This window comes from Pseudomonas sp. LBUM1648 (genome assembly GCF_059716145.1).
The window spans coordinates 2,410,740-2,423,522 of record NZ_CP166808.1; the positions used below are offsets into that span (position 1 = coordinate 2,410,740).

Annotated in this window: 12 protein-coding genes; 3 read left to right on the forward strand and 9 right to left on the reverse strand. The window is 60.5% G+C overall.

The features are described 5' to 3' along the window. The first annotated feature begins 46 nt into the window (after positions 1-46). Both ACA043_RS11155 and ACA043_RS11160 read left to right on the forward strand, forming a co-directional pair. The gene (locus tag ACA043_RS11155; protein ID WP_497659211.1) at positions 47-1,540 is read left to right on the forward strand and encodes a sensor histidine kinase; all 1,494 of its coding nucleotides are present in this window, start codon (positions 47-49) and stop codon (positions 1,538-1,540) included. Then, positions 1,509-2,939, forward strand: a complete 1,431-nt coding sequence (locus tag ACA043_RS11160) for a sigma-54-dependent transcriptional regulator (RefSeq protein ID WP_401265752.1) — start codon at positions 1,509-1,511, stop codon at positions 2,937-2,939. Before ACA043_RS11155 ends, ACA043_RS11160 begins: the two co-directional genes overlap by 32 nt. A gap of 130 nt (positions 2,940-3,069) precedes the next feature. Here ACA043_RS11160 and ACA043_RS11165 read toward each other — a convergent pair whose 3' ends face one another. Continuing rightward, the gene (locus ACA043_RS11165; RefSeq protein ID WP_497659212.1) at positions 3,070-3,417 is read right to left on the reverse strand and encodes a hypothetical protein; all 348 of its coding nucleotides are present in this window, start codon (positions 3,415-3,417) and stop codon (positions 3,070-3,072) included. 66 nt (positions 3,418-3,483) lie between these two features. Further along, positions 3,484-3,792, reverse strand: a complete 309-nt coding sequence (locus tag ACA043_RS11170; protein WP_187677027.1) for an addiction module antidote protein — start codon at positions 3,790-3,792, stop codon at positions 3,484-3,486. A gap of 288 nt (positions 3,793-4,080) precedes the next feature. Between ACA043_RS11170 and ACA043_RS11175 the strand changes: the two genes are divergently transcribed. Further along, entirely contained in the window at positions 4,081-4,887 is an 807-nt protein-coding gene (locus ACA043_RS11175) for a class I SAM-dependent methyltransferase (protein ID WP_497659213.1), read from the forward strand. 139 nt (positions 4,888-5,026) lie between these two features. Here the strand turns inward: ACA043_RS11175 and ACA043_RS11180 are convergent, their stop codons facing one another. From ACA043_RS11180 to ACA043_RS11210, 7 genes are all read right to left on the reverse strand, one after another. Continuing rightward, complete coding sequence (locus tag ACA043_RS11180; protein WP_489880810.1) at positions 5,027-5,719, reverse strand: GNAT family N-acetyltransferase; 693 nt, start codon at positions 5,717-5,719, stop codon at positions 5,027-5,029. Between the two features lie 114 nt (positions 5,720-5,833). Then, complete coding sequence (locus ACA043_RS11185) at positions 5,834-6,625, reverse strand: ChbG/HpnK family deacetylase (protein ID WP_187677030.1); 792 nt, start codon at positions 6,623-6,625, stop codon at positions 5,834-5,836. Further along, entirely contained in the window at positions 6,597-7,784 is a 1,188-nt protein-coding gene (locus ACA043_RS11190) for a GNAT family N-acetyltransferase (protein ID WP_497659214.1), read from the reverse strand. Before ACA043_RS11190 ends, ACA043_RS11185 begins: the two co-directional genes overlap by 29 nt. Positions 7,785-7,788: 4 nt before the next feature. After that, positions 7,789-8,478: an N-acetyltransferase gene (locus ACA043_RS11195; protein ID WP_497659215.1), complete on the reverse strand. Its 690-nt coding sequence runs from the start codon at positions 8,476-8,478 to the stop codon at positions 7,789-7,791. A gap of 68 nt (positions 8,479-8,546) precedes the next feature. Further along, positions 8,547-10,469, reverse strand: a complete 1,923-nt coding sequence (locus tag ACA043_RS11200) for a hypothetical protein (protein WP_497659216.1) — start codon at positions 10,467-10,469, stop codon at positions 8,547-8,549. Beyond that, entirely contained in the window at positions 10,466-11,773 is a 1,308-nt protein-coding gene (locus tag ACA043_RS11205) for an oligosaccharide flippase family protein (RefSeq protein WP_497659217.1), read from the reverse strand. The genes ACA043_RS11200 and ACA043_RS11205 overlap by 4 nt, the downstream gene beginning before the upstream one ends. After that, on the reverse strand, positions 11,770-12,771 hold the full coding sequence (locus ACA043_RS11210) for a polysaccharide deacetylase family protein (RefSeq protein WP_187677035.1): 1,002 nt from the start codon (positions 12,769-12,771) through the stop codon (positions 11,770-11,772). Before ACA043_RS11210 ends, ACA043_RS11205 begins: the two co-directional genes overlap by 4 nt. Between the last annotated feature and the right edge of the window lie 12 nt (positions 12,772-12,783).

Below are 12,783 nucleotides of genomic sequence, written 5' to 3' on the forward strand. Positions count from 1 at the left end.
TGAAGGCGGCTGTAACGGTCCGATACAAGCACTCCAAGGCACTCCCATGCAGAGTCTGGAATCTCCAAAAATACCTGCGCCGGTCGCATCGGCAGCAGCAAGCAAGGGCTGGCGCGAGCGATTCAATCTCCTGCGCTGGTTCTCGATCGCCAGTTTTCTGATCATTGCCGCCGTCGCGTTGGGGCTGGGCTATATCTCCACGCGTTTCGTCGTCACCGAAAGCGTCGAGCGTGATGCGCTACTGACGGCGCAATTCATTCAGGCCATCGGCGATGCGGAAATCCGCCACGCCGGGATTACCCCCAAACGCACCATGGGCGAAATGCTCGACCCACGTCAGGACAATGCCTTTGCCGACGTCAATCCGGGCTCACGTGCGGCGGCGCGCATCGAGTTTCTCGATCATGTCGAGCACTTGCCGGATATTTTGCTCGCCACCGTGTATGCCGAGGATCGCACGGTGATCTGGTCGACCAATCCTGAGCTGATTGGCGTGCGCATCGAAGACGATGATGAACTGGACGAATCGTTCGAAATGAAAGTGCCGGTGTCCTCCAGCTATCACAAGGTCGATGACGAAAAGCCCGAGCAGCAATTGTTGCGTGAGCCCAAATACCTGTTCATCGAGAACTACATCCCGATGTTCAACGCCGACAAAAGTGAAGTAGTCGCGATGGTCGAGGTCTACAAGGAGCCGTCGGATCTGGTGGCGCGCATTGACCGTGGCTTCGCCTCGATCTGGGCGGCGACGTTCTTCGGTGGCGCTGCCATCTTTCTCGCGCTGTTCTGGATCGTCCGACGGGCGGCGCAGTTGCTGCAGAGCCAGCAGCAACAGTTGATCAGCAATGAAACCTTTGTCGCGCTGGGCGAGATGTCCTCGGCTGTGGCCCACAGCCTGCGCAATCCGCTGGCGACCATCCGCTCCAGCGCCGAACTGGCGCAGGAAGTCGCCAGCGAGGGCGCGCAGCGCAATATCGGCGACATCATCAGCCAGGTCGATCGCATGTCGCGCTGGGTGCGTGAGTTGCTGGTGTCGCTGCGGCCGATGGGCGAGGAAGGCGAGGCAGTGGATCTGGTTCTGGCGGTCGAAGATACTCTGGGCGCATTCGACGCGCTGATCAAACGCAATGGAGTCGAGGTGCGCTTCAGTCCGCAACCTTGCCCGCCAGTCGTCAGTCAGCGGGTGCTGCTCACGCAAATACTCAATAGCCTGTTTGCCAACGCTCTGGAAGCCATGCCCAAGGGCGGTGTGCTCAGCGTCGAATTCGAAACACCGCAGGCCGACAGCGTGAGCATGACCCTCAGCGACACCGGCAAGGGCATGAGTGCGCAACAGCAACTGTTGGTGTTCAAACCGTTTTTCACCACCAAGCAGGGCGGCCTCGGGGTTGGTCTGGCGTTGGTCAAAAGAATCATGGAGCGTTTTCAGGGCTCGGTCGTCTTGACCAGCAAAGAGCAGGAAGGAACCCGCGTCAGTCTCAACTTCAAAGTGGCATCGGGAGGGGAATATGGAGCACAGCATTCTGCTGGTCGAGGATGATGAACTGTTGGCCGAAAATATTCAGACCTACCTGGAGCGCAAAGACTTCGAGGTGACGGTTTGCCATTCGGCCGAAGACGCGCTGGAGCAATTGGGCAGCTTCATGCCGGACATCGTGCTGACCGATAACTCGCTGCCGGGCATGAGTGGGCACGACCTGATCCAGAAGCTGCGTATCAGCGCGCCGGATCTGAAAGTGATCATGATGACCGGCTATGGCAACGTCGACGATGCCGTGGTGGCCATGAAGGAGGGCGCCTTTCATTACGTCACCAAACCGGTTGCGCTGCCGGAGCTCAAACTGCTGCTCGACAAGGCCTTGGCCACCGAGCGCATGGAGCGCACGCTGTCGTTCTATCAGGAACGCGAGGCGCAGAAGTCCGGCATTCAGGCGCTGATCGGCGAGTCGGCACCGATGCAGTACCTGAAAAACACTATCGGCCAGTTGCTCGATGCCGAACGGCGCATGGCCAACACCGATTTGCCGCCCGTGCTGGTGGAGGGCGAAACCGGCACCGGCAAGGAACTGGTGGCCCGCGCGCTGCACTTCGACGGCCCACGCAGCAAAGGCCCGTTCATTGAATTCAACTGTGCGTCGATCCCGTCGAATCTGGTCGAGTCGGAACTGTTCGGCCACGAAAAGGGCGCGTTCACCGACGCCAAGGATCGTCGCGTGGGGTTAGTGGAAGCCGCTGACGGCGGGACATTGTTTCTCGATGAAGTCGGGGAAATGGATCTGCTGTTGCAGGCCAAGCTGTTGAAGTTGCTGGAGGACCGGACGATTCGTCGGGTCGGTTCGGTGAAGGAGCGCAAGGTCAATCTACGGGTGATCAGCGCCACCAACTGCAACCTTGAGCAAATGGTCCAGCAGGGCAAATTCCGTCGCGATCTGTTTTTCCGCTTGCGGATCATTTCGATCAAGGTGCCGCGCCTGTATGCCCGAGGTGAAGACATCCTGATGCTGGCCCGGCACTTCCTCGCCAGCCACGGCAAACGCTACGGCAAACCGAACCTGCATTTCAGCCAGCAGGCCGAAGAGCTGCTGCTCAGTTACACCTGGCCGGGCAACGTGCGCGAGTTGCGCAACATGCTTGAGCAAACCGTGCTGCTGGCGCCGAGCGACACCATCGCCGCGCATCAGTTGAACGTGTGCATGAGCCTGGTCGACGAGCCGCCGCTGCACCTGCACGAAGTGCCGACGCATTACGAACCACGCCCGGCGAGCAACACCGAATCGATGAACCTGCCGGAAGTCGAGCGCGACATGGTGCGCAAGATGCTCGACAAGACCGACTGGAATGTCACCAAATCCGCGCGTTTGCTGGGCCTGAGCCGCGACATGCTGCGTTACCGCATCGAAAAGCTCGGCCTCGCGCGCCCGGACAAACGCCAGTGGTAATCAGGCAAAAACTATCCCTGTAGGAGCTGCCGAAGGCTGCGATCTTTTGATCTTGTTTTTAAGATCAAGATCAAAAGATCGCAGCCTTCGGCAGCTCCTACAGCGGATGATCGATGTTCAAGGTCCAGGCTCAGTGCTGTTGACGGCTCAGGCACTCCAGCACACAACTCGGGTCGAGCACCTCGTCATTCACATAAATCCCGCGCTCGGCATCGTACGTGCGGATAAACACCCGCACTGTCGCATCCGCCACCGTCGGCAGTTGCGAGTCGGAGAACACACGGCGGTCGGGAATGATCACGAAATCCTGCGGCGCCGTGTCATCAAAGGGCCGCGGAGGCGTGGCGTTCAGCGAATACGGGGCTGGGTGGGCGAAGGGCTGGTTCGGCCCGTAGTAAACGAAATTGCTGTCCAGCGCTTGCACCGAAGTGGCGGCGAGCAGACAGACGGTCAACAACAGCCGATTGAGCATTTGCATGGCGGCACCTGCGAGTGCGGTTTTCCCCAAGGCTATTAACTATAGCTGCCTCTGCCATCCACGAGCTCAAGATGTCGAGTGATTGATCAAATGCCCCGGTTGTGCACAAAGGTCAATGCCAAGGGCATGGATGACCTTCAATACGGTGTCGAAGCGCGGCTTTGCGCCTGGCGCGAACGCCTTGTACAGACTTTCACGACCCATGCCTGCGTCTTTGGCTATCTGCGTCATTCCGCGGGCTCTGAGCACATAACCTATTGCTCGAAGAAACTCCTCGTTATCGCCATCTGCAAGAACCTGGGACAGGTATTCGCTGATGGCCTCGTCACTGTCCAACAATGTCGCCATGTCGAAATTCGTCAAAGTCTGGCTCATGGTTAAACCTCCCTTGCCATTTTTTTTGCGCGCCGGATGTCTGCGCTTTGTGAGGATTTGTCGCCTCCGGCCAGTAGAACGATGACTGCACCTCATTACTGACTGTATCCAAGTAGATACAGATAAGCAGTCGGCCAAGTCTTCTATCGGTCCAGGATAATTCGTCGACACTTGTGGGCGAAAAGCGCCTGTTTTGTAGGAGCGTCGCTTACAAGTTTTCGACAATTACACCTGACAGCCTGATCTAGACTCCGACCGCTCAATCAAGAGCATCGTCCGGAGTGCGCCATGGAAGTGCCGAACAATAAAAACGCCATCGAAAGCAATCGTCAGGCGTGGAACGATTCCGCCCGCCACCATCAGGAATCGCCTGACTGGCAGGCGCTGATTAACGACGTCGAACAGGCGGATTTTTGCTGCCTCGACGACACGCTGCGCGGGTTGCTGGAAGAGGTCGGTGTCGACGGCAAAGACGTGGTTCAACTGGCCTGCAACAACGGTCGCGAAAGTCTTTCGCTGTTTGCCCTCGGTGCGCGCAGTGTGGTCGGTGTCGATCAGTCGAGCGCGTTTCTCGATCAGGCCCGTGAGCTGAACAGCCGCTCAGCGCACAACGCCGAATTCATCGAAAGCGATATCCATCAACTGCCGGCATCGTTGCACAACCGCTTCGACGTGGCGCTGATCACCATCGGTGTACTCAACTGGATGCCCGACATCGGCGAATTCTTCCGTCACGTTGCGTCGACGCTGAAACCGGGTGGAAAACTGGTGATCTACGAAACCCACCCGTTTCTGGAAATGGTCGACCCCGACGCCGAGGATCCGTATCGCCTCGCGAGCTCGTACTTCCGCGCCGAGCCGTTCGTGCAGGAAGAACCGATTGTCTATGTCGGCAAGGTCGAGCAGCAGGCGGCGAAGTCCTACTGGTTCGTGCATAACCTCGGCGCGATCTTCAGCGGCGCCATCGGGGCAGGGCTGAACATCGCGCACTTCAAGGAATATGCGCATTCGAATCGGGAGGAATTGTATGACCGGTATCTGAACCGGGAGGCGCAGTTACCGATGTGTTTCACCTTGGTTGCCACCAAAGTCTGAGATTCATCAGCGCGGCTAAAGGGCTCTTCGCTGGCAAGCCATTTTGTGTCGTACAAAATACCGAGTACACCCAAAACCCTGTGGGAGCTGGCTTGCCAGCGATGGCGGCATCAATGCCGCCATACATTTGTGGATTGGCTCAAGTCTGCGCCGCCGCGCTCACCACCGGCCGCTCCGGTTTGCGCAATGGCTCCAGCCGCGAGCCTTCGTAGCGTGTTTCACGGAAGAATTTCCAGCGGCCGAACAGGCAGTAGACGTGAGTGATGCGCCCCTGTTCCTGGTAGCCCATGCGGATGTGCAGTTTCAGCGCAGGGATATTGTGGGTTTCGCAAACGTCCACGACCTTGTTGCAGCCCTGGGCCGCCATGGCTTCCCAGAGGGCGACTTGCACGTCCACCGACAGGCTGCTACCGAAATAGGCACGGATCATTTCGCCGCCAAACTCGAAGAACTCGCCGGGTTTTACCGGGAACATGCAGCCGTAATAGTGGCGGTCGTGATAGTCGCGAATACTGCCCCATATAAACCCTACGGCATGACCGTCCGCATCGAGGTACATGTGCCCGGTGTGCCCCTCGGCGGCGAGCTCCGCCATGGTCTCCACGCGGTCACCAAAGTGTTTGCCGAACGCCCCGGCATTTTCCGGGGTGATGTCGACTTTGCGCAGGCCGTCGTAAGGGCGAAGCTTGTGCGGCGGCACCGGGCTGACCAGGTCGCGCTCCATCCACAGCAGTTCCCAATGGAAGAACACGTAGCGTTTCCACATCGTGCCGAAGGTGCGGCCGAGGCCTTTTTGACGGATGCGTTCTTGTAGTTTTTCGATGACGCTCATGATGTCCTCCGTGGCCGAAGCCAGGGTGCTGTGGATGGTGCTTTTGTGGGTATAGATCAAGCCTTCAATTTCATTTCAAAGTGCCATCCTGGAAAGTATTGCAGGGTATGTAAGTCAATCGAGTGCCGTGGCACCACGCACAAACTCCTTGTTCAGATCTGCGTAGGAAACCCGTGGAACGCCCTTCAGCTGCCGCTCTAGCACGCGGCTCAGGGACTCGTCAGTGGGGAGATAGGCATCGCCGAAATCCGACCCAAGCTGAGTCGGATGGGCGACGATTTCCAGCACACCGTCGGTCGGCGCACTGTCGTTGCGCAGGTCCACCGGCGTGCAGACGTAGTCGGCAGTGGCCCCGGCCAAACCTTGCAAACGCCAATTGAGCAGACCTTTGAACACGCGTTTGGGCAGGCTGAGGTTTTGCCCCAGATTGCGCGCCAGCCGAATCGGTACGCCTTGCTGCGCGGCGAAGCGCGCGACGATCTCGCCAATCGGCCAGATGTTGTGAACGTGCTGATGCGAGTCGATGTGGCTCGGGCGCACACCGTGATCGACACAGCGCTGCCACTGCGCCTGCAACTCCTCACGCACCGCGTCGCGATCCTCACGGCAAAGCCACAAGCGATGGCGCGGCAGGCTGAGGTCGAACACACCATAACCATCGCAGAACGTGCGACGAGCCAGAATCGCCTGGCTCAACGGCCGCCCGTAAGTCAGGTTGAAGTGCAGCCCGACCCGGCCCTCAAGCGACGGATGCCGCGCCATGGCGCAGGCCGCTTCGAACGCCGGCATGGTGGCCATGGCGGTGGCGGAGCTGATCACCCCGGCCTGAAACGCGGCGAAGATCACCGCGTTTTCGTTCGGGCTGAGGCCGAAATCGTCAGCGTTGACTATGACTTGGCGCGGCATTTGGTTCGCCCTCCTTGGTGATCGCGACAGGTTTGACGATGGGTGCAGGTTTGTCTGCGCGCTTGGCTCGCCACTGCTGCAGTGCAGGTTTGAACCGCTGCCATACGCGCAACGCCAGGCCGAGTGCGAGACCACTGGGCCGCCAGGAATAGAAGCTCCAGCGCCAGTGTTCCAGTTGCCCGGTCATGCGCTCATGCAGTTGATGGCTGGAGTTTTCCAGGCTCACTCGCGAGGCATCGATCCAGCGCCAGTGATCGTCCAGGCCCCAGCGAATCCACTCTTCCAGCAACACCCGACCGCTGCCCAGATCAGCGTATTGCGGCAGGAACGCGAGGTTGTAATCGTAGAGTCGACCCTGTTCGAGCAGCCCGAGCCGGTAGCTGATGCAACGCCCGTTCAACTCCAGCGTCACCACCCGCACCAGGCCTTGGTCGGCGAGCGCGGTGAACGCGCGCTCGATCAATTGGCGGCTGTGTTCGCTGGCGAAAATGCCGACGCCTTCGTCACCTTTCCAGCTCACCGCTTCGACTTCTCTGATCAGCTGTAGCAGTGGCCCCATCGAAATCGCATCCGGAATGATCCGCCGCACCTCGGCACCGCAGTCGGCAATCCGCTTGCGCGCCCGACGCAGTTTGTAGCGTGGATCGCCGGAGACTTCCTGATGATCCGCCTCGCTGATCAGATGCACTGGCACCCGACAGCTCAGCCGTCGCTCACCGGTGGAGCTGTGGGCCATCCACTCGGTGAGGGCGCTTTCTTCACCGGCGGGCTCGGACAATTCGTTGAGTTGCAGCAACGCGTGGGGCAGGCGTTGGCGGATCAACAGCAAGGCCTCGCGCATGTCTTCGCTGCCGAGCAAAGAGAGCAATGCCAGTCGATCGGCCAGCGGATAGCCCAAGTGATGCAACACTCGAAGCGGTACGCCGAAAAAGCGCTCGCGACTCGCCACGAGCGGCAAGCACAGACGCAATTCCTCCGCTTCCCAACCCAGCAGAATGTGCAGATGCTCACCCTCGCCAAGTGCCTGCTCAGCCGCACACAACCAGCCAAGGTTGTTGAACGGCGTGTGATCCGTCACCCGCAGGCGCAGCGTCTCATAGGCTGCTGCCGGGAAGTCGGCGGCGCACAGTGAAGTGCGCCATTCGAATCGCGTCACCATAGGCTCAGGCCGCCGTTGCTGTTACAGGTGGTCGGGAAGGTTTGCGCAGGGCATCCAGGCGCGAACCGCTGTAGCGGGTTTCGCGGTAGAAGCGCCAGCGACCGAACAGGGTGTAAACATTCATGATCCGGTGTTGTTCGGTATAGCCCATGCGCAGGTGCAGCTTGAGTGCCGGTACGTTATGGAACTCGCAGACATCGACAACTGTGTCGCAGCCCTGGGCGGTCATGGCTTTCCACAACTCCAGTTGCAGGTCCACAGACAGCTCGGTGCCCCAATAGGCACGGGTCAGTTCACCGCCGAACTCAAAGAACTCTCCAGGTTTTACCGGGAACAGGCAACCGTAGTAATGCCGGTCGAAATAGTCCTGTGCGCAGCCCCAGATGAACGCCACGGCGTCGCCCTGATCGTCCAGGTGCATGTGCCCGGTGTGACCTTCTTTGGCCAGTTCGGCCATGGTCCCGACACGGTCGCCGAAATAGCGGGCGAAGGCGTTGGCGTTGTCCGCCGTGATCTTCACCACCCGCAGCGGCGGATAAGGTTTAAGGCTGTGCGGTGGCACCGGGCTGACCAGATCGCGCTCCATCCACAGCAATTCCTGATGGAAAAACACGTAGTGCTTCCAAATTTTTTTCACCGTGGCAGAGAGTCCTTTCTGCCGGATGTTTTCAGTCAGTTTTCGCAGCATATTCATGGTGTTCACTCCTGATGACGATGCGTCGCGCGGCCGAACGCCGGCGCGGCAGAACATCAAAAGGGCGGTCATGAAGCGCTCCAACTCAGAGCGAATAGCGTTTGTCCTGGCAGCTCGAAGCGCACACGGCCGTCCTGGCAGTGAAAAGGCGCATCGCGGCTGCGGTTGTCGGCGCCGAAGTAACGCAACGCGCCGTTGTTCAGCGGGCACTTGGCACCGCTCAGATCGACACGCTGTAAACGCGTGCCTTTGTTTACGCCGAGCAGCTCACGCTGCTCGTCGCCGGCCATCGCCAGCACATCGACTTCAAACGCATCGTTTTCCAGCCACAACACTTGATGCAGCCAGTGTTGCGCAATGAACTGCTGGGCCAGCCCCACCGGTTTCAGTTCGAAGCGATTTTCGTCGGCCGACACCCGCAACATGCCCTTGGGGTACTGCGGCTCATCGGCGGCCTGAAACCAGTTGAGCATGCTCAGCAAGCCGTCCTGCGAGGCGTTGATCACCACCGAGGCCCACCATAGCGACGCGTAGTGGGTTTCCTGATCGTAGGGGCTGAGGCTGGAGCCGCTGGACATATTGGTCTGATCGAGCAGCAGCGTTTTGCGCGGTTGGCCCTGGCCATCGAGGCCGACCAGTTCAGCAGCACGACGCACGCTGTCGCGGTAGACGCGGGTGGCGAGCAGATCGCGGATCATCCATTCGTGCCACGCCAGCGCATCGACTTGATCACCGGACTCCGCGAGCAAGCGCCGCGCCCAATCGATGCCGCGCTTGTCGGCCGCATTGTTGGCGAACGGGCCATTGACCAGCCGCGAACTGGCCGGCATGGCGATGCGCACGCCTGCCTTGGCGTTGGCTGGGTCGCTGCGCACCTGCCGCGCCATGCTGCTGAAGATCGCCCGGTATTGTTCGTAGCTTGAATAGTTGAGATTAGGCTCGTCGGCGAAACCGATGTAATGCGTGCCTTTGCCACCCAGGGCGCGGGTGCCGGCGAGCCAGGCGTCGAGGCCGCTGTTGCTTTGCACATCGGCGCGCAGATCAGCCTGACGCTGACTGCCGGCGAGCAGGGTGATGTCCTGTTTGATGCCGAAACGATCCTGATAAAACTGGCGGAACGCGTCTTCGAAATGCGGCTCCTTCGCCGTGACATCGACAAAGCTGTAGTAACTCGCCGCTGTCGGTTTCAGCGCATCGAGCGCGGCGTGACTGGCTGGCGGCGGCATCACATAGGGCAGGGCGATGCCCAGATCCGGCGTGCGCCCGAGGACTTTGTCGTGCAGGGTCAAACGCGTCTGACCGGCGTCTTCGCGTACGGCTTTGAGTTGCTGCGGATTCTGCGCAAACAGATTGGCCGTGCCGTCGAGCCAGAACGCGGCTTTGCCGCTGCCTTGCACGCGCATGCGCCAGACTTGTTCACGGTCGCTGACCGGCAGCGCGACCTGATCGAATTGCCAATAGGCCCGATAGGGTTTCAGCGCCAGCGTCAACGATTGCCCATCACCTGCACGCTGCGCCTGCAACGCGGTGACGCCACCGTGAAATTTGCCGGCGAGCACCGCGCGCTCGCCCGGCGCAACTCTGAAAAACAGCTCGTCGCCGTGACGGGTATCGACGCTGAAATGCACCTTGGCCGGGGCGAACAAGGCGATCGTACGTTCGTCATGTTCGACCCGGTAATTGCGGAAGCTGTAGCCGGGGATTTCCAGTCGATAACTGGCTGCGCCGGGCACCAGTGGCCAGCTCTGGCTGCCACGAATTTCGTCGGCTTTGATAAACCGCTCACCCTGCAACTTGCCCTGACCGTCGAGCAGGTACAGATGCTCTTCGTTGGCATCCGCCTGCCATGCCGGCGTCCAGCGCACGGTCACTGTGTCCGGGCGATCGGTTTGCAGATACAGGCTGCCGTCGCGGATCTCGCCCCAGCGCATTGACGCAGCAAACGCATCCAGCGACAGGCCGAGGCCGAACAGCAGGGCCAGGCCTTTCATGCGGCCTTCCGACGTTGCAGCATCAGCCACATCGGGGTGATGTCGCTGGGCAGGATGATCAGGGTTTGCCAGAGCGGCACGCCGCTCAGGCGGCAGTACAACACCAGCATCGCCACGGTGACGGCGAGATAGGCAATCGACGAGGCGGCTGCGGCGCCGACGATCCCGTAGGCAGGAATCAACACCAGGTTCAGTGCCAGATTGAGCAGGGCGCCGAGGCCCATCAGCATGGACACCGTGCCGGGGCGATTTTTGCCGATCAAGTCCAGGCGCAGGATGCTCGCGTAGCACAAGCCCAACAGCCCCGGCAGCAAGGCGAGCAGCGCCGGATAGGCCGGTTGGTAAGCAACGCCGAACAGCGTGACGATCAGCCATTCGCCGATCACCGCCATGGTCAGGCAGGCACCGAGCATCACCGTGGCGGTCAGGCGCAACGCCAGCGGGGTGACCTTGTCCATGCCTGCGTCCTGCTGCAACAGGCGCTTCATCAGCGGCGTGGTCACCGCTTCCGGGACGATCAGCAGCAGTTCGGCGGCGGCGCTGGCCATGGCGTAATGGCCCAGCGCGGTGCTGCCGAGCAGGGCGCCGATAAACAGGTAGTCCGAACGCAGAATCACTTGCTGGAACAGCAGATCCGGATGGCTGCGCGCACTGAAGCGCAGCAGTTCTTTCTGGCTGGCACGATCCCATTGCAGTTGCAGCGGCTGCGCGCGTTTGAGCCAGACCCAACCGACCAGTACCACCAGACTGATCCCGGCCAGCCAACTGATCAGCGCCGCTTCCAGGGCGGCGCTTTTCCACATCCAGAACAAGCCGAGAAACAGCAGCAGTGGCGCCAGCGATTCCACCAGACGCAAGACGTTGAATGCGACCACGCCGCCGGAGGCGTTGTGCAAGGTCAGCAGACCGCTTTTGAGCACCGTCATCGGCACCGCCAGCAGCAACAGCCACGCGAGCAGCCCGAGTTGCATCGTCACATCCAGTTCACTGCCAAACTCCCGCGCCAGCGCCACCACCAGCAAGGTCAGCAAAGCGGCGAGCAAACACCCGAACACCAACACCTGGCTGAGCAACAAGCCCATCGGCCGCTGCTTGGCGGCTTGATAGCCGACCGCCGAATTCAAGCCGCCGCTGGTGGCGGCACTGATCAAGTCCGGCAGGGTGCTGAGCAGGGCAAACAAACCACGTTCGCTCGGCCCGAGGATCCGCGCCAGCAGCACGTTGCGCAGCAAACGCAGGGCAATCATCGCCAGTTTGGTGCCCATGCTCAGCGCCAGATGCCTGAGGTAGTTGCCTCGACTCATGGCCGCGCCCCGCGAAATATCCGCCACGACAGCAACTGCGGATTGCGCGCGGTACGTTGACTGACCCCGAAACGCGGCAGGTTCAGCGGATCGCCTTCACCGCGATAAATGCCGGTGCCGGTGCCCAGCGCAAACGGATAATCGTGATCGGCAATCTGCTTGCGCACGCGCTCGTCGTTGTCGCCGTTGGGGTAGCAATACACCGGCAGCGGCCGGTTGCAGCCGTTTTGCAGGGCATGGCGGCTACGGCTGATTTCTTCGTTCAAACGCACATCATCAAGACCGGTGAGGATCGCGTGACTGGCGCCGTGCGGGCCGAACCGCACCAGACCGGACGCCTCCAGTGCGCGCACCTGATGCCAGTCCAGGGCTTGCGGTTGTGATTCCGGTGGGCACTCATCGGTCAGACGTTCAAGCTCTCGTGGCGCCAGCGTCTTCAGCCCTTGCAGGTAATGCAGCATCGACAGGCTGCGTCGATCGACATCAATGTCATCCACCAGCACGGGCACCGGATGACCGCTGGCGTGCAGGCATTCGATCAAGTGCATACGCGCCTTGTCGCCATGGCTGCCCCACAGGGTTTCGCCCAGGCTTTCCCACCAGAAGCGCTGCCGGCTGCCGATGAAGTCGGTGGAGAGAAAAATGCTCGCTGGCACCTGATGTTTTTGCAGCAACGGGAAGGCGTTGACCGCGTTGTCGCGCCAGCCGTCATCGAAGGTCAGCGCCACCCGTGGGCGCTCGCTGCGCAGGGAGTTGGGCTGGAGGATTTCCATCAGCGGCACGCAGTCGAAGTGTCGGCGCAACCACACCAGCAAATGCTCGAAGGCTTTGGGCCCGACGCACAATTCGTTGCGGTGCGGCAGATCGGCTGCGCGGTCGTTGGCCAGTACCCGGTGCAACATCAGGATCACGCCGGCGCCTTGCAATTGATTACGCCCCACGTGCGAGTTCAGATAGAGCCAGCCACTGGTGCGTTTTAGCAGTTGTTTGATCGCCATGGCTTCGGTCCT

Excerpts from the sequence above, each read along its gene's own strand:
- ACA043_RS11155 (WP_497659211.1), top strand. The coding sequence starts at position 47 with ATGCAGAGTCTGGAATCTCCAAAAATACCTGCGCCGGTCGCATCGGCA.
- ACA043_RS11160 (WP_401265752.1), top strand. The coding sequence starts at position 1,509 with ATGGAGCACAGCATTCTGCTGGTCGAGGATGATGAACTGTTGGCCGAA.
- ACA043_RS11165 (WP_497659212.1), bottom strand. The coding sequence starts at position 3,417 with ATGCAAATGCTCAATCGGCTGTTGTTGACCGTCTGTCTGCTCGCCGCC.
- ACA043_RS11170 (WP_187677027.1), bottom strand. The coding sequence starts at position 3,792 with ATGAGCCAGACTTTGACGAATTTCGACATGGCGACATTGTTGGACAGT.
- ACA043_RS11175 (WP_497659213.1), top strand. The coding sequence starts at position 4,081 with ATGGAAGTGCCGAACAATAAAAACGCCATCGAAAGCAATCGTCAGGCG.
- ACA043_RS11180 (WP_489880810.1), bottom strand. The coding sequence starts at position 5,719 with ATGAGCGTCATCGAAAAACTACAAGAACGCATCCGTCAAAAAGGCCTC.
- ACA043_RS11185 (WP_187677030.1), bottom strand. The coding sequence starts at position 6,625 with ATGCCGCGCCAAGTCATAGTCAACGCTGACGATTTCGGCCTCAGCCCG.
- ACA043_RS11190 (WP_497659214.1), bottom strand. The coding sequence starts at position 7,784 with ATGGTGACGCGATTCGAATGGCGCACTTCACTGTGCGCCGCCGACTTC.
- ACA043_RS11195 (WP_497659215.1), bottom strand. The coding sequence starts at position 8,478 with ATGAATATGCTGCGAAAACTGACTGAAAACATCCGGCAGAAAGGACTC.
- ACA043_RS11200 (WP_497659216.1), bottom strand. The coding sequence starts at position 10,469 with ATGAAAGGCCTGGCCCTGCTGTTCGGCCTCGGCCTGTCGCTGGATGCG.
- ACA043_RS11205 (WP_497659217.1), bottom strand. The coding sequence starts at position 11,773 with ATGAGTCGAGGCAACTACCTCAGGCATCTGGCGCTGAGCATGGGCACC.
- ACA043_RS11210 (WP_187677035.1), bottom strand. The coding sequence starts at position 12,771 with ATGGCGATCAAACAACTGCTAAAACGCACCAGTGGCTGGCTCTATCTG.